The sequence below is a fragment of the Pelosinus baikalensis genome (assembly GCF_020819555.1).
GTDB lineage: Bacteria > Bacillota > Negativicutes > DSM-13327 > DSM-13327 > Pelosinus > Pelosinus baikalensis.
On record NZ_JAJHJB010000009.1, the window covers coordinates 117,794 to 137,158 of the forward strand.

General features: G+C 39.5%; 19 protein-coding genes. 3 read left to right on the forward strand and 16 right to left on the reverse strand.

Features of this window, described 5'->3' with window-relative positions:
* Positions 1-176 precede the first annotated feature (176 nt).
* From LMF89_RS08965 to LMF89_RS08985, 5 genes are all read right to left on the reverse strand, one after another.
* Positions 177-821: a hypothetical protein gene (locus LMF89_RS08965; protein ID WP_229534749.1), complete on the reverse strand. Its 645-nt coding sequence runs from the start codon at positions 819-821 to the stop codon at positions 177-179.
* A gap of 286 nt (positions 822-1,107) precedes the next feature.
* Positions 1,108-2,208, reverse strand: coding sequence for an ABC transporter ATP-binding protein (locus LMF89_RS08970; RefSeq protein WP_229534750.1), 1,101 nt, complete (start codon positions 2,206-2,208; stop codon positions 1,108-1,110).
* A complete protein-coding gene (locus tag LMF89_RS08975; RefSeq protein WP_229534751.1) occupies positions 2,205-3,887 on the reverse strand; it encodes an ABC transporter permease in 1,683 nt (560 codons plus the stop codon). The genes LMF89_RS08970 and LMF89_RS08975 overlap by 4 nt, the downstream gene beginning before the upstream one ends.
* Before the next feature lie 2 nt (positions 3,888-3,889).
* The gene (locus LMF89_RS08980) at positions 3,890-4,930 is read right to left on the reverse strand and encodes an ABC transporter substrate-binding protein (RefSeq protein WP_229534752.1); all 1,041 of its coding nucleotides are present in this window, start codon (positions 4,928-4,930) and stop codon (positions 3,890-3,892) included.
* Positions 4,931-5,431: 501 nt separating this feature from the next.
* On the reverse strand, positions 5,432-5,635 hold the full coding sequence (locus LMF89_RS08985) for a hypothetical protein (protein WP_007958210.1): 204 nt from the start codon (positions 5,633-5,635) through the stop codon (positions 5,432-5,434).
* Between the two features lie 156 nt (positions 5,636-5,791).
* Here LMF89_RS08985 and LMF89_RS08990 point away from each other — a divergent pair, with 156 nt between their 5' ends.
* Positions 5,792-6,769, forward strand: a complete 978-nt coding sequence (locus tag LMF89_RS08990; RefSeq protein WP_229534753.1) for a 1,4-dihydroxy-2-naphthoate polyprenyltransferase — start codon at positions 5,792-5,794, stop codon at positions 6,767-6,769.
* Positions 6,770-6,862: 93 nt separating this feature from the next.
* On the opposite strand, the gene LMF89_RS08995 is transcribed toward LMF89_RS08990, so the two are convergent.
* On the reverse strand, positions 6,863-7,333 hold the full coding sequence (locus LMF89_RS08995; protein ID WP_229534754.1) for a hypothetical protein: 471 nt from the start codon (positions 7,331-7,333) through the stop codon (positions 6,863-6,865).
* 242 nt (positions 7,334-7,575) lie between these two features.
* Here LMF89_RS08995 and LMF89_RS09000 point away from each other — a divergent pair, with 242 nt between their 5' ends.
* A complete protein-coding gene (locus LMF89_RS09000; protein ID WP_229534755.1) occupies positions 7,576-8,067 on the forward strand; it encodes a hypothetical protein in 492 nt (163 codons plus the stop codon).
* Between the two features lie 213 nt (positions 8,068-8,280).
* On the opposite strand, the gene LMF89_RS09005 is transcribed toward LMF89_RS09000, so the two are convergent.
* On the reverse strand, positions 8,281-9,120 hold the full coding sequence (locus LMF89_RS09005; RefSeq protein WP_229534756.1) for a Cof-type HAD-IIB family hydrolase: 840 nt from the start codon (positions 9,118-9,120) through the stop codon (positions 8,281-8,283).
* A 158-nt stretch (positions 9,121-9,278) separates the two neighbouring features.
* On the opposite strand from LMF89_RS09005, the gene LMF89_RS09010 reads away from it, so the two are divergent.
* Complete coding sequence (locus tag LMF89_RS09010; RefSeq protein WP_229534757.1) at positions 9,279-9,770, forward strand: GNAT family N-acetyltransferase; 492 nt, start codon at positions 9,279-9,281, stop codon at positions 9,768-9,770.
* 97 nt (positions 9,771-9,867) lie between these two features.
* Here LMF89_RS09010 and LMF89_RS09015 read toward each other — a convergent pair whose 3' ends face one another.
* From LMF89_RS09015 to LMF89_RS09055, 9 genes are all read right to left on the reverse strand, one after another.
* Entirely contained in the window at positions 9,868-10,263 is a 396-nt protein-coding gene (locus LMF89_RS09015; RefSeq protein ID WP_229534758.1) for a pyridoxamine 5'-phosphate oxidase family protein, read from the reverse strand.
* 146 nt (positions 10,264-10,409) lie between these two features.
* Entirely contained in the window at positions 10,410-11,348 is a 939-nt protein-coding gene (locus LMF89_RS09020) for a DUF1848 domain-containing protein (RefSeq protein WP_229534759.1), read from the reverse strand.
* A 339-nt stretch (positions 11,349-11,687) separates the two neighbouring features.
* On the reverse strand, positions 11,688-12,515 hold the full coding sequence (locus tag LMF89_RS09025; protein ID WP_229534760.1) for a phosphoenolpyruvate hydrolase family protein: 828 nt from the start codon (positions 12,513-12,515) through the stop codon (positions 11,688-11,690).
* A 148-nt stretch (positions 12,516-12,663) separates the two neighbouring features.
* Entirely contained in the window at positions 12,664-13,875 is a 1,212-nt protein-coding gene (locus LMF89_RS09030; protein ID WP_229534761.1) for a Tm-1-like ATP-binding domain-containing protein, read from the reverse strand.
* Between the two features lie 106 nt (positions 13,876-13,981).
* Entirely contained in the window at positions 13,982-15,187 is a 1,206-nt protein-coding gene (locus LMF89_RS09035; RefSeq protein ID WP_229534762.1) for a phosphoenolpyruvate hydrolase family protein, read from the reverse strand.
* 359 nt (positions 15,188-15,546) lie between these two features.
* Entirely contained in the window at positions 15,547-16,242 is a 696-nt protein-coding gene (locus LMF89_RS09040; RefSeq protein ID WP_229534763.1) for an SIMPL domain-containing protein, read from the reverse strand.
* A 113-nt stretch (positions 16,243-16,355) separates the two neighbouring features.
* Complete coding sequence (locus LMF89_RS09045; RefSeq protein ID WP_229534764.1) at positions 16,356-17,339, reverse strand: protease complex subunit PrcB family protein; 984 nt, start codon at positions 17,337-17,339, stop codon at positions 16,356-16,358.
* A gap of 89 nt (positions 17,340-17,428) precedes the next feature.
* Entirely contained in the window at positions 17,429-18,451 is a 1,023-nt protein-coding gene (locus LMF89_RS09050; RefSeq protein WP_229534765.1) for a hypothetical protein, read from the reverse strand.
* Between the two features lie 13 nt (positions 18,452-18,464).
* Positions 18,465-19,022: an RNA polymerase sigma factor gene (locus LMF89_RS09055; RefSeq protein ID WP_229534766.1), complete on the reverse strand. Its 558-nt coding sequence runs from the start codon at positions 19,020-19,022 to the stop codon at positions 18,465-18,467.
* Between the last annotated feature and the right edge of the window lie 343 nt (positions 19,023-19,365).

Consider the following 19,365-nt stretch of genomic DNA (forward strand, 5'->3'; position numbering starts at 1 on the left):
TAAACCTAGGTTCATTATACCATAGTCTACCATTTTACAACGTTGCTTATACAATCACATTCAGGCATACTTCATTCCATAGACAGTTGAAACATGCAAATATTATGTTTTTCATCAAATATCTTACTATCTCATGAGATACCTGTCTATTCTGCATTAATCTAGGGATCATTCTGCTATTTCGGCTTTTTATGACTTGTTTCAACGGTTACATATACAAACCCGCCTCCAAGTCTAGTGGTTTCCAGCCAAAGACCCAAATCAAAAGTAAGTAAACGACCTCCGTCATAACAAGTAGCCAGATAACGATTCTCACTTTCTTTATAAGACAAAGACACAAGCACAATCCAATGCCAGCTCTCTAAGGATGTCACTCGTCCTTTTTGCAAATTCAAAAATGCAATAGGACAATCAGAAGCGAGGCCTTCGTTTAAGAATTTTACTACTTGAGAAAGTGATGCCCGCTTAAACTTAAATGCAGAAAGGCTAAGTTCACGACATTGCCAACTTAGTTCATAATGTTCTGCAAGATCCTCTACTCCCCTGCAGAATTTCCTAGTGCTATTGAGTCCTAGCAACCATCCAGGAGTAACAAAATTCCACACATCCTCCAGTATTTGAGTTATAGAGGAAATACTGTGACTTTGGTATGGCAAAGATCCTGCTTCACGTCTATTCAAATACAAAAGCAGCATGGCAGCAGCTGTAGGTCCGCAGCCTCTCGTCTTCTGAAAAGAAGTCTTATACCACTCTTGATTGTAACCATATAAGATAAGGTTACCCGTTTTTATCTGTAACCATTCAGGATGCTTGATTTCCATCTTTCATTCCCCCTTCACTAGGCTTAACAAAGTCTAAATGATGCTAGTATTCATAGTATATACTAAAAGCTATCAGAAACACTTACTTATTCATAGTATATTTAGCAAGTCACTATATTTATCCTGCAAATTTAAAGAACTCCCACATCTCAATTCCTCTGTGTTTAGCGTTTCCCTTATGTCATAAAAAAACAGCAGCAAATAAATGCTGCTCAAAAGAATGACTTTCCCTGCCAGATTTCGAAACTATTTGCCAGTGACAAAGTCATAAGCACTCTCCTCACATTTATATTTCATCTTCTTTTATACTCCAGGCATCTTTCACCTGTACAAATATGCTGTCACCCACTCTTTTGGAGTTGGAGATCTGAGTGGATACCCGCAAAGGTATGCCCTGCCATTCTAATGAATAATCCGTATAGGCTCCCATAAACCGGCTGCCTGTAATGCGCGCATTGGACACATCTTCTCGTTCTTGTAATTCCACCCATGAGGGACGAATGAATACCCTAACCCTTTCCCCGCAGTCTAAAAAGGATTGTGTGCGTGTCAAAATGAATGTATGATCACCAATTCTTATACGGCTGTACCCATTTCCTTGATTTTCAACTACACTGCCACTTAATTCATTGACTTCGCCAAAAAAATTCGCTACAAAGGGATTATTAGGAGAATGGAAGATGTCATATGGCGTTCCTGCCTGCTGGATTTTCCCCTCATGCAGCACAATAAGACGTTCGGCCAGTTTCACCGCCTCATCTTGGTCATGGGTAACATAAAGAACTGTCGGCTGCCATTCCCTGTGCATAATCAACAATTCATCCTGAATTTTTTTACGCAAAGCTACATCCAGGCTGGATAACGGTTCGTCCATTAGCAATAAAGCAGGCTGTCCGACCAGAGCCCGGGCCAGCGCCACCCGCTGCCGTTGTCCTCCCGACAGTTCTGCTGGATATCGATGCTGATATTCCTTCAACCCGAATTTCATAATTACTTCATCCACTCGCTGCTCTCTTTGTACGGTAGTAAACCGCCTTTGCTCCAGCGGGAAGGCAATATTGGCTTTGACCGTCATATGGGGCCATAAGGCATAGGATTGAAAAACGAAACCCACATCTCTTTTTTCGGGAGGTATACACACTCCACCAGCAGTTGCCGCCACTCTTTTTCCAATGACGATTTCTCCTTGCTGCAATTGGGTAAAACCGGCAATCAGTCTTAGCAATGTACTTTTTCCGCAACCGCTTGGTCCAATTATCACAACAAACTCACCTGGTCTGACAGTAAGGTCAAAGTCCTGCAAAACCCAATGTTGCGAGTTGCCGTAATGTACCGCCAGATTTCGTATCTCTAATGCTTGTTGCCGCTCTCGCAAATCTGCATTCACGCCTTTATCTCCTTTTCTTCCGAGTTTTTTTCGTCAAGCAAGTATTTGCAGACGCCTGCCGATAACCCCAGTGTCAGCAACGTCAACAACGTACCTAATGCCGCACTTTCCAGAGCACGTCCTGCTGCTTCCATACTGAAAACAATAACCCCCAATGTAGGAAACTGAGAGCCAGCCAGCAATGAAGAAAGGGTCAGCTCGGTAAAAGCTAACAAAAAAATAAGAGCTCCACCGCCAAATGCCTCTTCACGAAAAATTGGCAACGTAATCCGACGGGTTACCGTCATGGGTCCAGCCCCTGCAACATGCCCCGCTTCTTCCAATGCCAAAGAAAATCGTGCCCATGCCGTGGTCCAGGTCCGGATGCCGAAAGTATAAAATCGGGGTATATAGGCCAAGAGCAAAATTACCATACCGCCATACAGGCTAAAGGAGGTGCCGGGAATAGGATGAATCCAAGTCAGCAGTACGGCTAACCCTACTACCATTCCCGGCAGACAGTAAGGTATAGCGGCAATGCCATCCAAAAAAGTAACCAGGCGTGATGGGGCAAGTACGATCCTTCGTGCCAAGGGCCAGGCAAGCAATAAAACTGCAGCCGTAGATATTAGGGCTAACAACAGACTGTTTTTCAGACCTGCAACCACCACTGGTGTATCCGTCCACAAGGAAATATAATGAGCAAAGGTAAGATTGCTTAGGGTCAAGGAAACGCCATAGGCAGGTGCCAGAGACAACAACAGCATTGCCAGACAAGGTCCCACAACGGTTATCCCCTGCCATATACTCACGAACAAAACCAATAACCATTTCCAAATTCCCATAGGATATATTCTTTTTTCTCGGCTCCCTTCTTCCCGGGAATATTTGGGTCCATGAAAAATCTTGCCCTGAAAATATACAGGTATCATGGATAGCAGCCCTGTTACTACTGCCAGAGCCGCCGCCTGTTCAAACTGACCGCCTCCCAGACCAACGACTTTTTGATAAATCAGCGTACTAAGAACTGTAATACCAGAAGGTATACCGATAAAAGCAGGAATACCGAAATTATCCAGAGCACTTGCAAAACATAATAAGGCAGCATTGACCAAAGCCGGCGCGGTTAATGGTAAGACTACAGAGATGAACACTTTAACGGGTCGGGCACCTGCAATGCGAGCAGCATCTTCCAAGTGTGCCGGAATTGCAGTAAGAGCAGATCGTACCAGCAAATAAGCAATCGGCATATGAGAAATAGCCATTACAATGACAATTTCATTAATGCCCGCTAAATCCCACATTGTTCGATCAAACAAATTCTGTAACCAGCCGTTTACCAAACCGACGGGCCCCGCCCAGTGCTGCCAGGCAATGGAAATTACGTAAGAGGGCAAAAGCACTGGAAGGATAAAAACAAGACGCCAGCCCTGGCGTCCCGGTATATCTGTTTTTTCCGTAAGTATGGCAGCCACGACGCCCATAAGTAAGGAAGCGAGTGTGGAAACAACCGCGATATACAAGGTATTTTGGATTACAGTCGGCAATTGTGGATCTTGGAGCAACTGACCATATGCAGCTAATGAGATTTCTTGCTGCACAGTAGATACTCCCAAGGAAACAGCAACCAAATTCCACAGGGGATAGATGATTAAAATGATCGGTAATATGGGCAGCCACCATGATTTGATACGTTTCATAATCATCCGCCGAATAATACAGTAAAGTCTTTTTTGTCAGCATCCCGTTGTTCAACCAGTTTCTTAATTGGTGCATTCAAGATTTTTAAGGCAGCGGCCTGTCTGCCTTCAGGCGCATTCACATCCTTGTTAACTGGCAGGTAGCCTTGCTGCACCGCTAATTGCTGCCCTTCGGCAGAAAGCACAAAATCAACAAAAGCTTTAGCGGCAGCTGCATTTTGCGTGGTTTTCGCAATACCGACAGGCTCCGTAATAACGGCAGAACCAGTCTTAGGATAAATAAAGGCAACTGGTGAGCCCTGTTTGGCAGCATTAAAGGCCATAAAATCTACCACCATGCCATAACTTTTTTCCCCGCTGGCTACACGTTTAATGACATCGCCATTACCTTTTACCACCATCACCTGATTATCTTTTAGCTTTTCATAATAACTCCATCCCAGTGTAGATTGATTTCTAAATATACCCAGATTATAAGCTGCTGCTCCCGAATACAAGGGACTGGGCATGACTGTTTGCCCTTTGCTTTCAGATTCAGACAGGGTATTCCAGTCAACCTTGTCTAAGTCCTTCACTTTATTGGTATTTACCACAATTCCAATGGGAATCATTTTGGTTGGAGAATACATATTATCACTATCCAGCAGATCTCGATTCACGCCCTCAAGCTCACTTGATTGATAAGACAGCAGCAAATTCTGCGCTTTGAGTGCCTCGAACGTAGGAGCATCAGCCAAAAACAATACATCCGCTCCTAACTTTCCAGCCTTCATTTCCGTGTTAATTCGTGCAATTACCTCTTCCGTGCCGGATCGAAACACTTCTACCTGAACTTGAGGATATTTTTTCGTAAACCCAGTCACTAATTTACTAATATCACTATCCGGTTGTGATGTATAAACTTGTAACTTACCGCTTATTTCTCCGCTTTTTCCGGTAGTAGCCTCAGGCTGCTGCACCCCCGTTCCACACCCTGCCAACAGAATTGTCATCATAAAAAGTAACCATAGCAGTAGGGACTGTATTTTTCCTTGTTTGATCATAAAAAATGCCTCCTTGGGGTTGTTATTTAGTTCAGTATAAAACAACCTGTCTGGCAGCTTGTTAAGGGAATGTTAATATCTGTTTAATTCTATTTGAATGTTATCTCGTATCCTAAAAACGCTTGCCTTGTTAGAGAAACTTTTCCACATGCCTTGCTGGATAAATGTAAAACCCCGTTCAGTATATTGACTGAGCGGGGTTTTACCTGAAGAGAATCTCTGCAGTTTTAGTCATTCAGTTTCTCACTTAGACGATATAAATATAATAAAAATCCGACAGTCAAAACAAGATGCAATAAATTCGATAACCAGGACTCCATAACAAACATAACATCGTCTCCTTTTCGAAAATTCAATTATTTCCTATTATTACTATTATCGTAATAAATAGACGATTTTCACACATGCAAAATGTCATAGTTTCCTAGGTATTTTGTCCTTTTTCTTATAAAATAAGGTCGTCTTACCCCGCAAGGTCAGACGACCTTATTTTTTTATGGGCTAATCCAGATCATCACCAACGATCTCTAGTATTTTAGTATTATTATCTGAATCCATACCACAAATAACATATTTATCTTTATATTTGTTACTATCTTCATTTGCTAAAACGACAGTTTTCTCAGTGTCATCCATAAAAACAATATTGATTATTATTGTATTCCCTTCCTCTGCAACATTCGTGACTTTCCCTGTACTGACCATTCCTACACCTCCTTTTGATTCATCGTATTTTCATAAATGGGATTCTAGAATTCGATCTGCAAATGTCCTATGAAGAGTGAAGATTAAAGGATTTTTCTCAATAATATGGAATTATATATAAAAAAAATGATACTAAATAGAAGAAGGTGTCAGAATATGCACACACCGCAACAAGTCAGACAACCGATACAGGCACTTACTCCAGTTAGTAGACATAAATGGAGTATCTGGTGGAAACTACTTCGTCCGCACACCTTAACAGCCTCCTTTGTTCCAGTAGCTATTGGCACCGTTTTAGCCCTGCCTTCCCATCAAATTCGTCTGGACTTACTCTTTATTATGCTCTTAGCAAGCATTCTCATTCAAGTTGCAACGAATATATTTAATGAATATTACGATTACAAACGTGGTTTGGACCACGAACATTCTTTGGGAATCGGTGGTGCTATTGTTAGATATGGCGCTGATCCTCGTCAAATTTTAGCCGTTGCACAATGCACTGTGGCTACTGCAATCTTATTGGGACTCTATCTTTGCAACGAAAGTAGTTGGTGGCTGCTGCCCATTGGTCTTTGTTGTGCTGCTGTAGGCTATCTCTATTCTGGCGGTCCCTTTCCCCTTTCAGCAACACCTTTTGGCGAGTTGGTTTCAGGTACTTGTATGGGACTCGTCATTATTGTAATTTCCTTTTATCTTCAAACTGGTACTGTCACCACCATAGCCGTCATGGGCTCTGTATCTACTTCAACATTAATCGGAGCTATTTTAATGTCTAATAATCTGCGTGATTTAGAAGACGACAGAAGACATGGTCGACAAACTCTGGCAATTCTTTTAAAGCGAACCAAAGCAACCTACTGTTTAATCGGAATGTTTATCTTTTCTTATTTATGGATCTTATTTTTAGTGACAATTGACCTGCTGCCCCTTTGGTCGCTTTTATGTTTCATCAGTATACCCAGGGCCATCCAAGCTTCACGAATTTTTCTTAAGAATACAACTCCAGAATCTCTAGCACCAGCCATGGTAGCCACAGCACAAACCAATACTCTTTTTGGCTTTGCCTTGGTTCTGGGGCTGCTCATTCAATATTGGTCTGCCCACTATAATATGAACTTACATCTACTGCCCTAAAGGGATAAAGACTCTGCATCCATGAATTGATAAACGAGAAACTCCTGCAAACTCACGTTAGAGTTTTTGCAGGAGTTTCTCGTTTATCATTATTTAATTTTTACAAAGTACTGTCAAAGCAATGATTTGATCGATGCTGATCCAAACGATCTGTCCTGGAATAAATGGAAAAGACGAGCATGTCAAAGACAAAATCACAAATTCTTGCATTGTTTTTACTTCATGCTCATAATCATTTTTATGTTCTCCAAAGCCCTTTTGATAGTGGGATTTATGTTCCTCCCAATCATTCTGTTTATCATCATGTTTATTTTCATGACAACAGCAGTCTCCCACCTCTTTTTTACTATCATCTTGCAACTCACTTAAGCCGTCCACGGAAATCAGTACATGTTTGGAACTCCTTTTTAACCTGAGCTCAGATTCTTCAAGAACAACCCCAGTAAATATGCCTTGCCCGCTTACTCGCCTGCAATGTTTGGTGTCCGCAACGGCAGTTGTAAGGATTGTCACTGTCGAACCAAAATCAAGCTTTAATCCACTAGGATGCTGCTTTATAGACAAAACGTTCAACTCCTACTCATAAAATTTTTGTTTACTTTATTCTATTCAAAGAAAACATGAACGTGATTACCAAGAGTCTTTTCGTGAAAAAATCAGCACCACTGCCGATCCCGCAGCATAGGTCCTTCCTAATAGTAGAAAAATAATGTCGCCATTGCCTCGATATTAAGTAACTATTACATAATCACTTTCATATTATGAAGTAGACAGTAAGTCAAATTGTAAAAAGGAGAGATATCAATATGGGATTTCCAAAAGACTTCGATTTCGCCAGTTGCCTTCATGTAACTTTGGTTCTCAAGGATTTTCAGGTACTGACTGGACGGTTTAAAGGCCTGCTAGGCGATCGGACAGAACACGATTGCTGCGACAAAGACCACGAACACGAACACAAGCACGACGATGAAAAATGTAAAAAAGACGATAAATGCTGTAAATCACCAAAATTGGACATTGATGTTAAAGTAGAGGACGATTGTGAATTTATTCTGTTGGAGTTGACAAGACCAGCCGCAGCTATAAATCTCAGTTCATTTACCTGCACCATGGACGACAACTACATTAGAGAAATCGATTTTGTTGTATCGGGCACAACATTCCCTATAGGCACATGCGTTGCTATCAATGTCTGTAATATTCTTTATGCCGGTCCGTGTGCTGTTTTCTGTGATATACCTTTCCACATTGGTAGAGCCCCTAGTGGCAGCGGTCTAACTATATCACTGAAAGAGTAGCTCTATGTTTAAAAACTAAAAATTTTACGCTAGATAAAGTCTCTAATAAATCGGGTCAGTCTTGTTAGAAATTGACTTAATTTCTAACAAATCCAATCCGATAAAACATGAAGAAAGGCACTAGCATGTAGTGCCTTTCTTCATGTTTTATTCTTTCTTTAAATTATCATTACTCCAATACATTCTAGATTCAAAGCTATGTTTACTATTCATTCAAAAGCGCTCCTTTAAAACAAACTTATTAATGGCATTCGCTACACCCTCATTGTCATTGGAATCGGTTATATAATCCGCCTTTTCTTTTACGATCTCTAAAGCATTTCCCATAGCAATACCCATGCCAGCAAATTCAATCATTGATATATCGTTTGCACTATCACCTATGGTAATGATCTCTTCTCGCTTTAAATTATAAAATTCCGCCAGCATTGCTACCGCTTTGCCTTTAGAAACTCCTTTGCGGGTAATTTCGATATTATATCTTGAAGAATCGACGATTTCTAATTGTGGCACATTCATTAATTCATTCCTTAAGGCAGAAACTAATGCCGGATTTCTATAAATAACCTCACTTTTTACAATATTATCTTGCTCTTTATGTAACACCTTTTGCCACTGGTTCCAGGAAAATACATATTGCAGATCCAGTTTGTTGCTTCGCGTACCCCATATTTGAGTTCCTAAATAGAAAAGCCTAAACATAATATTACTATAATAAAACTTATGGGGTGTGCAAAAGTAAGGCTTTATTTGGTGTTTACGAAAAATCTTCAGTAGTTCTAATGATACCTCTGAACCAAGGACATCCTTGTAAATTACTGTATCGTTATTTTTTTCTTTTATAAATGCTCCATTTGCCGCTATTACTGGAGACTGTACACCAAGAAGATTGGAGTAATATTCTGCATCCGTATACATTCGTCCAGTACTGATGACGATATGAACACCCATCTCATGTGCCTTCACTAGGATGTCTTTTGTTCTTTTAGTGATGATATGCTTTTTGTTAAGAAGTGTTCCATCAATATCAATACAGACTAATTTATATGCCATATCAACACCCCTGCTCCTCTTATTTCTTTCAATATTACATTTATCTATAGTATATACAAAAAGCATCCGCATTACGATTTCATTCTCTCTTTGTCCTAATAATCTATGATATAATGGGTTCTAATCATCTATAATACTTGAGCTTGGGAGGACATCTTATGATAGAAATAACAATTCGAAACGTTCGACCAGAGGATTTGGAGCGTGTAGCTGAAATAGAAACGATTTGCTTTTCTGCAGCGGAAGCAGCAACGCGTGAGTCATTAAAGACAAGGATTGCGGCTTTTCCTGAATGCTTTTTTGTAGCTGAAAAAGAGGGGGTTTTAATCGGCTTTGTGAACGGATGCATCACCAATAGTCCTGTAATCTATGATGAACTTTTTTATAGTACACAGCACCATATACCAAATGGTCAAAACCTAGCTATTTTTGGTCTGGATGTAATTCCAGAGTACCGTCGCCAGGGAATCGCGTCTCAATTAATGAATTATTTGATTCAGACCGCTAAGAATACGGGGCGAAAAAGCATTATTCTGACTTGTAAAGATCCGTTAGTCCACTATTATGAATCATTGGGCTACGTGAACAACGGACTTTCTAAATCAACTCACGGTGGCTCCCAATGGTTTGATATGACGCTTACACTCTGAGGATTTGGCTGATATGTGAATTCAACAATAAGAAGCAATGAGGAATCCCCATTGCTTCTTATTGTCTTTCTATGATAGAAAATATGTAACTCTTCTGTTAAAATTGAACGGTTTTAGAATCACCCTTCATAGTGTTAAATGTCGCTTCAGCCTCTTCAATATAAAATAATTCAAAGATCGCATCATCAACACTATACATTTGACTAAGAAAGGGTGCAGAATCGAAAGCTGCTTGCTTGGATTGCTTGTTCGTATTAAAGACAGCTTTCCCCTTCAGACGCAGCCATTCACCGGTTTTAGACGTTGTAGATACTTCAAAATGCGGATTCGCTTTAAGCTGCTTGTACACATCTTTTTTGTTGTTGGTACCAAAATGCAGCTTACCTTCATAATTCATAACAAACCCGAAGGGCCGTACTTTGGGTATATTCCCATCAACAGTAGCAAGATAAAACGTTGGGTTATCTTTCAGAAATTTTAGAACTTCATCCATCACAATTACTCCTTTTTCCATTTTTTATATACTACTAATTATTATACTCCTAAAAAATAGTATACAACTAGTTTTTCAAAAAATACTAACATATTCTTAATTCATTTAGTCTCTCACTCTTACGTGTCAATATACGCTATACTTACTTAGAACAATGAAACCTGTCCGTTTTTCAAAGAGGTTACTACGCGATCCCTTATTTTATAATCTGTATAGGGTTGATCAAGCAGCAGAGGCGAATGACGGTTATGCTGCTGTATATTCTGGTAGATCTTATTTTCATTCGATGCAGCATAACAATAAACACAGCCATGAGAGCAACAATCGTAGGCACCGATATCGATACTTTCGATACAGCCGCAATGCGGTCTTTGATTCAAATCTCTTTTCCCATTGATGGAATATCCGATGATATTTTCAATTGTTGTTTGATTGATACAGGAAGAATGCATAATACCATAGTTACTAAAATCTATTTTTTCCGAACAGGTTTCTAAAGAAAGTTTATGGCCTTTTGCAATTTCAGAGAAGGCATAAGCGATCTTATTCCGATTCTCAAAATCGACTTCCTGATCAATGATACCTTTTGTTCGCTTCCTTATTTTGGCATATAATTCTACAAAGCTGAAAATACACTTTGTTGTGTAGTCCTTAAGAAAACTGCACATGTTGTAAAATTGTTCAAGATGATATTCCACTGAAAAGCTGTTATTTATAATAACAGGATCATAACGCCAGATTACCCTTTGCCTGCCAATTTTTTCACTCAATGCCTTAAATCCTTCCATAATTTTAGTTTTATCCGCCAAGTTTTGCTCTATCCTATGATCGTAAGGAGTGATCGTAAATTGAAAATAATAGGAATAACCCATCCCATTGATGACATCCAGCTTATTTAACATCGGCTGGGCATTTTTTGTCCAAAAAACAATGCAATCCACAACATCGGCAGTTAGAGGGACTTTACTAACCTGCTTAGGATTCATTGGGTTGGTAGTATATACAAAGCCTTCTTTTAAGCGATTCACAATCCAATCAGAATAGAATGCTGGAATATCGGTGCGTCTGCTGGCACTTATAATCATTTTCTCTCACCACCACCAATAGCAAAATTTCGTGTACAATCTTTCTATAATTATAGTTTAGCAACTTTCTCAAATGTGTCTTGCGGTATTTCATCAATCAATTTTTCTTTACCTATAGTATTTACCAAAAACTAAGATTAACCTGCTGTATAAAACAATCGAACCACAAATTCGCAAAGGAAACAAAGGCACAATGCCGCAGCAACGGCATTGTGCCTTTGTGGTTCATAATTACTTATGTTTTTCACTTACAAAACTTATAAATTAGCATATTAAAAACCATCTAAACCTTTAGTTCAGATGGTCTTAAAAGTAACTGAGCATGATCAATCACTTATTTTAAATGTTTATGTTTTTAAATGCTTCTGCTTGTTGTTTTATGCCCACTTCTGTGGCAAATCGTTCAATGCTGGATGCGCCAAAGAATCCTGCTACCCCTTTCGTTCTGGAAATTACATATTGAGCATCTTCTGGTTCAGCAATTGGACCGCCATGACAAATGACTAAAATATCAGGATTTACAGATTTTCCTGCATCACATATTGCTTGAACTTTCTTTACACAATCATCCAAGGTTAAGGCTGTTTTTGCTCCAATCGTTCCCTTGGTTGTTAGCCCCATATGGGCAACTAGAATATCAGCTCCAGCCTTTGCCATTTTGACGGCTTGTTCTTCATCAAAAACATAGGGTGTTGTAAGCAGGTCAAGCTCGTGAGCTTGCCTGATCATATCTACTTCTAAATCATATCCCATACCAGTTTCCTCAAGATTTGCTCTGAAAACTCCATCAATTAATCCCACTGTCGGGAAATTCTGAACTCCTACAAATCCTGAATTCTTTAGTTGTTTTAAGAACACATCCATTAAACGAAAAGGATCGGTTCCGCATACTCCTGCAAGCACAGGAGTATGCTTAACTACAGGTAATACTTCTGCTCCCATGTCCACAACAATTTGATTGGCATCCCCATAAGAAAGCAATCCGGCCAAAGAACCACGACCAGCCATTCTGTATCGTCCGGAATTATAAATGATAATCAGATCAACTCCGCCTGCTTCACCGCTTTTTGCAGATATGCCAGTTCCTGCTCCTGCTCCTAAAATAATTTTCCCCTTTGCTACCTCAGCTTTAAGTTTTGCTAATACTTCGCTACGAGTTAATGCCATTTTCTTTTCCCCCTGTTATTTTCGGTTATTTTTTATCCGATGACCAAGTCGCTCTAAGACTCCCATCTTCTCCAAGCGGGAGTAAGAGCGACTAGGTCCCTGGATAAGTGCGACTAAAGATTCAGGTGGAGTTAAAACTCCATCTGAATCAAGTCTTCTTTATAAGCTCAACTAACTTCTTTGCTGCTGCAATGGCAAATTTCTGATCATTAATATCAGAGTCTATTTCGATTAGCTCCACCACATCTCTATCGATCTTTTCTCGTAATGTGGAAAATAGCATTTGATCTTCTTCGGGACCGTAAAAAGGCTGATCTTTGACATCAATCATGGAAACACCTTTAAGGGGCAGCATGAGTACGGTAGGCGATTTTGCCTGATTGAGCTTCTCCGCTAAGATTAGTCCTAATTGCCGATTTTCCTCTATCGTCGTTCGCATTAATGTTACTGTCGGATTATGTTTGTAAAAGTTTCTTCCCTGAAATTCTTTAGGAACGGATTCGAAGGGACCGAAATTAACCATATCTAATGCCCCTGTTGAAACAACTTGAGGAATTTGACAGCGCCCTGCAGCCTCAAGTCGATGTGGACCTGCATTTAAAACGCCCCCAACTAATTCATCACACCACTCCGTCGTTGTAAGATCCAGCACTCCATCAAAAAAACCAGATTCTATAAGATTTTCCATGGTTTTTCCGCCAATACCTGTTGCATGGAAGATAATGACCTCAAAGCCCTCTTTTTCTAAGTATTCCCTAGCATAATTTATACATGGTGTCGTCACGCCAAACATAGTAGCAGCGATTAGTGGTCTTTTTTCAATCTCTTTACTTCCCTCAAAGGTAAGCATACCTACTATAGCAAATACTGCATTCGTAAAAATCTTCACTGAAATGGAGTTAATACCGGCTATATCTACGATAGAAGGATACATAATTACATCACTTGTTCCAACATATTGTGAAGTATTGCCAGAAGCTACAGTAGATACCATGATTTTGGGTATGCCAATGGGTAATGCACGCATTGCCGGAGTGACAATTGCCGTACCGCTGGTTCCTCCAAAAGAAAGAATACCATCAAATTTGCCCTCAGCGTATAATTGAGGGACTAGTTTTTCCATACCTTTAGCAAGTATTTCTGTTGCTAAAGCCCGATCCTTCTTTGCTGCAATTTCATGAATCTCTGCCCCAGCAGCTTTCGCTACTTCTTCATTGGAAACATCCGGAGTAAACAAGGGTTCAAAAACTCCGCTATGAATGGTAAAAGTCTTTAAGCCTAATCCTTGGATAATGTCTCTCACATAAGCAAACTCTGTTCCTTTAGAATCAAAAGTACCTACGATGGCAACTGTTTTCATGTGATAACCTCCATTCCAGCTTTAAAAAAAGAAAAATATTCAATATAAACAGTATTTCTTTTTCTCAATAAGAGAATACTGTTTATTTCGAATATTGTAAATGTATCTAAATATGGTTTTTATGTCCTTTTGTATCATTTATATATTCACGGGGAGAATAGCTTGTTTCTTTTTTAAATGCTTTGCTAAAATGAGCATAGTCGCTATAACCGCAAGCGAAGGCAACTTCCGATAAGGGGATTCTTTTGTTTGTAATAATCTCTATCGCCTTGTTAATTCTGTATCGGGTTACATATTCAGAAAAGGTACACCCTACTTCTTTTTTAAATAAAGCACTTAAATAGGTTCGAGATAAATGAGCTTCGATTGCCAAATCACTAAAGGATATTTTGTTCATATAATTTTGAGAAATATATTCTTTAACAAAGGTAATATAATCATGATACTCTGTCATTTCCGCCAGTATCTTAGCAAGGGCATCATCTTGGAGACCAGCTATTTTGAATTCACGAGTTATTTTTGTTATGGCGACTTCAGAAGGAATACGCTCAAAAGCAGATCCTCCCAGATACCCCATTACATTCGTATTGTCATACATATATTTCAGATCCAAAGGAGAATTTATCGGTCCGCCATAGATCATTTTGATAACTCCAGGTCGGATTTCATCGCATACGCCAAAGATACTCTTTGCCACTTTGGCAGCTGCGTCAAGAGAAAGGACTTTTTTAGCACCAAGGATTCCTCCTTTGGTGATCCCCAGATGAGCACAAATAACATCCGCACCTGCAGCAAGCATGTCCTTTGCCTGTATTTCATCAAATACGAAGGCAATCGAAAATATATCTTTTTTATTCGCGATTTGAATGGCTTCTACTTCCTTGCTATAGGATAACCCTTCTTCTTCTATAGCCTCTCTAAACTGACCATCAATCATTCCAACAGATGGATAATTATTAATCCCTGAAAAACCTTTTTCATGTATATCTTCAATATAGTTTTCTAAATTGATAGTAGGATCAGTAGCACAAAGACCAAAGAAAACTGGGATATTTTTTATCGCTGGGATAATCTCTCTGGAGCCAAATTCCATGACAAGCTGATTGCAATTCGCAAAGGGCAGCAGACCTGCAATAGAGCCCAGTCCCATCTGCCTGAATCTTCCAGAATTCAATGCTAACAGGAGATCGGCCCCCCCTTTCGCGGCGTACTTAGCGGAAAGCCCTGCACCAGTAGCAACACCGATAACATGCCCTTTCTCTTTAATCTGGGCTTTCAATCTATCTACTATTTGTTTTCGTTCAAAAGCCATCCTAGGCACATCCTCTTGACCAAAATAAGACCTATTTTATATTTTTTCTTAAGGCACGATTTTAAATACAATAATCATCTTTTCCATTTCATCATACTGTAAAGACAATAAAAGAGCAATATGAAGCGAATAGATACGTTTCCTTACAAAAAAGAGTACACAAGCAGCATTACGCTGTTGTGTACTCGAGCACCTCATCTGCATTAAAAACTCTGCTACTTTAGCAGTCTTTTTACGTCCTGCTTCGTTGTCGTCTCCTTACAGATTCCCGATCTGCGCGGCTCCTCCGCCTTGCTGGTCGAAAAAATCCTCACTAAATTATCTATAGTTTTAATGCAGACGAGGTACTAGATTGGTTTCTATTCCAGTTCAATCGTTACCTGTACAGTTGCTCCTACGGTTACTTTCCCGGCTGGAATATTGGGTGCTGCTCCGTCGCTAGAGGCTTTTAACATCCTATTTTCCATCATGATTGGGTGATAAAATACACCTGATTCATTTACTAGTGTTACATTCGCAACTCTTTTATTCAATGCTGCGGCAATTACGTCTGCCTTTTTCAAAGCATCTCCAATAGCATCTTTTAATGCTTCATTTTTGCTGTCTGCTTCGTTTGCTGTTTCAAATCGGATGGAGTTTATTTCATTGGCACCTGCATTTGTAATTTCATTCACCAAAACTCCAACATTATCAATTGAAGTACGAATTTCAAGAGTATTGGTTACACGATATCCTTCTAATTTGGGTAACTTTTCTTTTTCATAGTTATAAACCGGGTCAACTTGGTATGTATTGGTTTTGATTTGCTCTTGTGTAATTCCCTGCTCTTTTAAATTAGCAAATACTTGATTTGCAATTTGAGTATTATCATTCTTTGCTTTCTCCAGCTTGGCGTTCACCGAGTTGATGGAAAAAGTAATCCGCGCCAAGTCAGGAGTAACTTCTTTTTGGCTGTTTCCAGTTACCTGTATCACTGTTTTTGGAGCCTCATTTGCGAAGACTGGGACGGCTATTAATACACTCATAGCAATTAATAAAATAATCTTTTTTAACATTTCATATACCTCCAATAAATTTAACCTTATAGACAGCAAAAGTCATTTCTTACTGCCTTTCTATAATGTAAAACGTCTTATTCTGAAATAAGTAACGGCTTTTTTCACTAAAATTATTCTTTTTTTATTTTCAGCTTATCTTTGCCGATGATCGTACCATTCTGATCAATAAAAGTGATCTTCATCGTACCTTGCCCTTCAATAAGGCTGCGATCAATCGCAACGTAATCATCTGGATATATGATATTCATCGTAATAAACTGGTCAGGACGCGGACTTTTTGTATGGACATATACGGTCATATTCTTGCCGCTTACTGTTACTTTCTCAATGCCAATATCCGACTGCGCTGAAGACGCTCCCATATTTGCAAATAAAATAAGCTTATTCGTAAACTTTGATCCTTTAAACTGATTAACTATTTCCTTTGCAATACCATTGTTATAATTCAACCGTCCATTATGATTGTCAATGGCAGCAAAGAACATCTCTTGCGGATACTCAGATCGATAGAACTTCCAATCTTTGTACTTGTTCGTTTTAAACAATACCTTTGTTTTTACCGATTTATCAGAAGAAACCAGGGTGCCGTCGACCTTATACGTTGTCCATATTGTATCTCGCTGAGCAAATGGTTTTACCAAGGTCATGGTATGTATTTTGCCTTGGCGTATAATTTCAACGTCGATTTGTCCATAACGGGAAATTGAGCTGCTGCGCAGGATCTTCACTATTGAAAATCCATCTTGCTCCGTAAATCCATATTTTTTACCTTCTACTCTCGCAACCTGCATAGGATCAATGCGCCAAAGTTCTCTGCCTTCATCCACATTTTGCTGCCACTTGATCATTTTTTCATAATCAAGGCCTTCCACTCCCGCTCCTATGTACGCTTTCCGATTGGTATGAAATTCTGGAGGGCTAGCCAGTTCTATCTTGCTGGAATTGCGATTTATGGATTCTGCACTGGCAAAAATGGATGATTTCAATTCAACTGTTTTCACAGCAGCATCAACCTGACTAGGCATTAGCATCTGCATTCCAATGGAAGTCACGATCGCTGCCCCTGCTGCAAATTGTTTCAAATTCCTATTCATCTTTTTTCCTCCTTATGACGATTTAGTTATTCATAGATATAAACGTAATACAATCCAAAAGGTAACGGATCGTATTACGTTTATTTACATTATGGCTTTATTTCTTTTACCGTTAAAGAATCGGCAATCTTTTGCAGTTCTTCTGCTGATTTTTTGCCTTCAATTGTGATATCATATTTGTCAACTTTCACTGTGATACTGTTCATACTTTCGCCTGCCTTTTTCATAAGAGGTTCCATTGCTGCACTTTGGACAGTATCCTGCGCTGCGTCTTGTTTCATCTTCATTTTACTCTTTAGCTGACTCTCATCTGGCATTTTTTGCGTAATGATAATTTCATCATTACTACCCATATTATAAACTTGCTGCACGACTCTGCGGGCATTATCTATTCTTATGGACTGTGCTTCTAAGTTCGGTATTACCATCATTGTAGCAATTTTAGAATGATTCTGATCTTCTGCTTTCAGGGTCTTCTCATCCATGAATATCCTTCTTTGCATGTCTATTTCTTTAGGTGCATCTTGCTGAAGGGCAGCGACTTGATTCGATTTGTCCTCTTTTGCCGGTGATTCTGTCCCTTGGATAATTTCTGCAATTACCATCGGTAAAGAATCAGCAACCTTTTTGTCAGTTGAGTTAGAATTGGAGGATTCTTCCTGATGATCCGGTTTCACCAATTGGGGAGTACTTTCCCTGCTCGATTCTGCAATGTCCAAATTAGCAGCTTGATCAGTAGTCGCAGCGATTTGCTGCTTTTCTATGCTATCGTCTGTTGTCTGTGCAATATTAGAATTAGGTGTCTGCGGCAATAAGAATTGTAAAAAACCAGCTATAAATACTGCAGCTACAATACCAATAAAACCATTATACAGCCAATTTTTGCGCCGTTTTATCTTTTGTGCTCCTAATTCCGCCGACAACGTATCAGCCATTTCGCCAATTAATCCTCTTGGCAGCTCATCTTGCTGATAAGACTGTTTAACAGCAGTAGCTAGCTTTATCAATTCCTTCACTTCCTCACCCTGTAGAGCAGGCTGTTTACCATCATGTAACTGATCTAAACCGTGTGAGAGTTCTTCTACCTGATCATATTCTTTATCTTTTAGCATCCGCTCCACCTCCTCATTGTAGTATGCCGACACTTAAACACATTTTACGTAAATTTTTCAAAGCTCGCTGCTGAAGCATCTTAATTGCTGACTCCGTCTTATTCATTTGCATGGCAGCATCATGAATGGATAACCCTAAAATAATTCGTAATTTTATCGCCTGACGCTGCTCCTCTGGCAAACTTTCAACCAAATTGACAATCTGCTCTTGTCCTTCTATACGCAAAATATATTCTTCGGGATTTTCCCTGCTATCAAGAATGGATTCCTGATATTCAGTAAGGTTGACAATCTGAGGTGCTCGCCCATTGTTACGCCAAAAATCAGTCACTGCATTTATGGCAATTCTCGCCAGATAGCTTTTAAATGGTACATCAAGGATTTTATATCGAGGTAATGAGCGAAATGCCTTCATAAACGTTTCCTGGGTCAATTCCTTTGCATCATCCTCATTACCGATCTTACTATATATGAGCCTATAGATCGGCTGCCAATAATGTAAAATCAATGTATTTAGGGCTTCCCGATCTCCATCTTTTGCTTTTGTAATTAATCTATTTTCATCGGTCACGTAACAATCACCATCTCCTAAGTAAAAAACATTCCCTATCTATTCTAACGTTATAAATGCCAAAAAAGTAACGCCATCTTTTAATAATACATTTCCCCAATCCTACTTATCGTATAAAAAACAGCTACATTTAAAGAAAGGATACCACCTCTACTACCATATACTCCAATCGCCATTCAAATCCTGCACCCCCTTTTGTCAATTGCGAACGGAGTGAAGCAATCTCTTAGCAAGCAGGGGATTGCTTCGCTATGCTCGCATTGACAAAGAGGTAAAGAAAAACGAATCGAACCGGTCTAACCCCCTATTTTTAGACATGAGCCTTAACATATCTCATTCAATC

Excerpts from the sequence above, each read along its gene's own strand:
- LMF89_RS08965 (WP_229534749.1), bottom strand. The coding sequence starts at position 821 with ATGGAAATCAAGCATCCTGAATGGTTACAGATAAAAACGGGTAACCTT.
- LMF89_RS08975 (WP_229534751.1), bottom strand. The coding sequence starts at position 3,887 with ATGAAACGTATCAAATCATGGTGGCTGCCCATATTACCGATCATTTTA.
- LMF89_RS08980 (WP_229534752.1), bottom strand. The coding sequence starts at position 4,930 with ATGATCAAACAAGGAAAAATACAGTCCCTACTGCTATGGTTACTTTTT.
- LMF89_RS08985 (WP_007958210.1), bottom strand. The coding sequence starts at position 5,635 with ATGGTCAGTACAGGGAAAGTCACGAATGTTGCAGAGGAAGGGAATACA.
- LMF89_RS08990 (WP_229534753.1), top strand. The coding sequence starts at position 5,792 with ATGCACACACCGCAACAAGTCAGACAACCGATACAGGCACTTACTCCA.
- LMF89_RS09000 (WP_229534755.1), top strand. The coding sequence starts at position 7,576 with ATGGGATTTCCAAAAGACTTCGATTTCGCCAGTTGCCTTCATGTAACT.
- LMF89_RS09005 (WP_229534756.1), bottom strand. The coding sequence starts at position 9,120 with ATGGCATATAAATTAGTCTGTATTGATATTGATGGAACACTTCTTAAC.
- LMF89_RS09010 (WP_229534757.1), top strand. The coding sequence starts at position 9,279 with ATGATAGAAATAACAATTCGAAACGTTCGACCAGAGGATTTGGAGCGT.
- LMF89_RS09015 (WP_229534758.1), bottom strand. The coding sequence starts at position 10,263 with ATGGATGAAGTTCTAAAATTTCTGAAAGATAACCCAACGTTTTATCTT.
- LMF89_RS09020 (WP_229534759.1), bottom strand. The coding sequence starts at position 11,348 with ATGATTATAAGTGCCAGCAGACGCACCGATATTCCAGCATTCTATTCT.
- LMF89_RS09025 (WP_229534760.1), bottom strand. The coding sequence starts at position 12,515 with ATGGCATTAACTCGTAGCGAAGTATTAGCAAAACTTAAAGCTGAGGTA.
- LMF89_RS09030 (WP_229534761.1), bottom strand. The coding sequence starts at position 13,875 with ATGAAAACAGTTGCCATCGTAGGTACTTTTGATTCTAAAGGAACAGAG.
- LMF89_RS09035 (WP_229534762.1), bottom strand. The coding sequence starts at position 15,187 with ATGGCTTTTGAACGAAAACAAATAGTAGATAGATTGAAAGCCCAGATT.
- LMF89_RS09040 (WP_229534763.1), bottom strand. The coding sequence starts at position 16,242 with ATGTTAAAAAAGATTATTTTATTAATTGCTATGAGTGTATTAATAGCC.
- LMF89_RS09045 (WP_229534764.1), bottom strand. The coding sequence starts at position 17,339 with ATGAATAGGAATTTGAAACAATTTGCAGCAGGGGCAGCGATCGTGACT.
- LMF89_RS09050 (WP_229534765.1), bottom strand. The coding sequence starts at position 18,451 with ATGCTAAAAGATAAAGAATATGATCAGGTAGAAGAACTCTCACACGGT.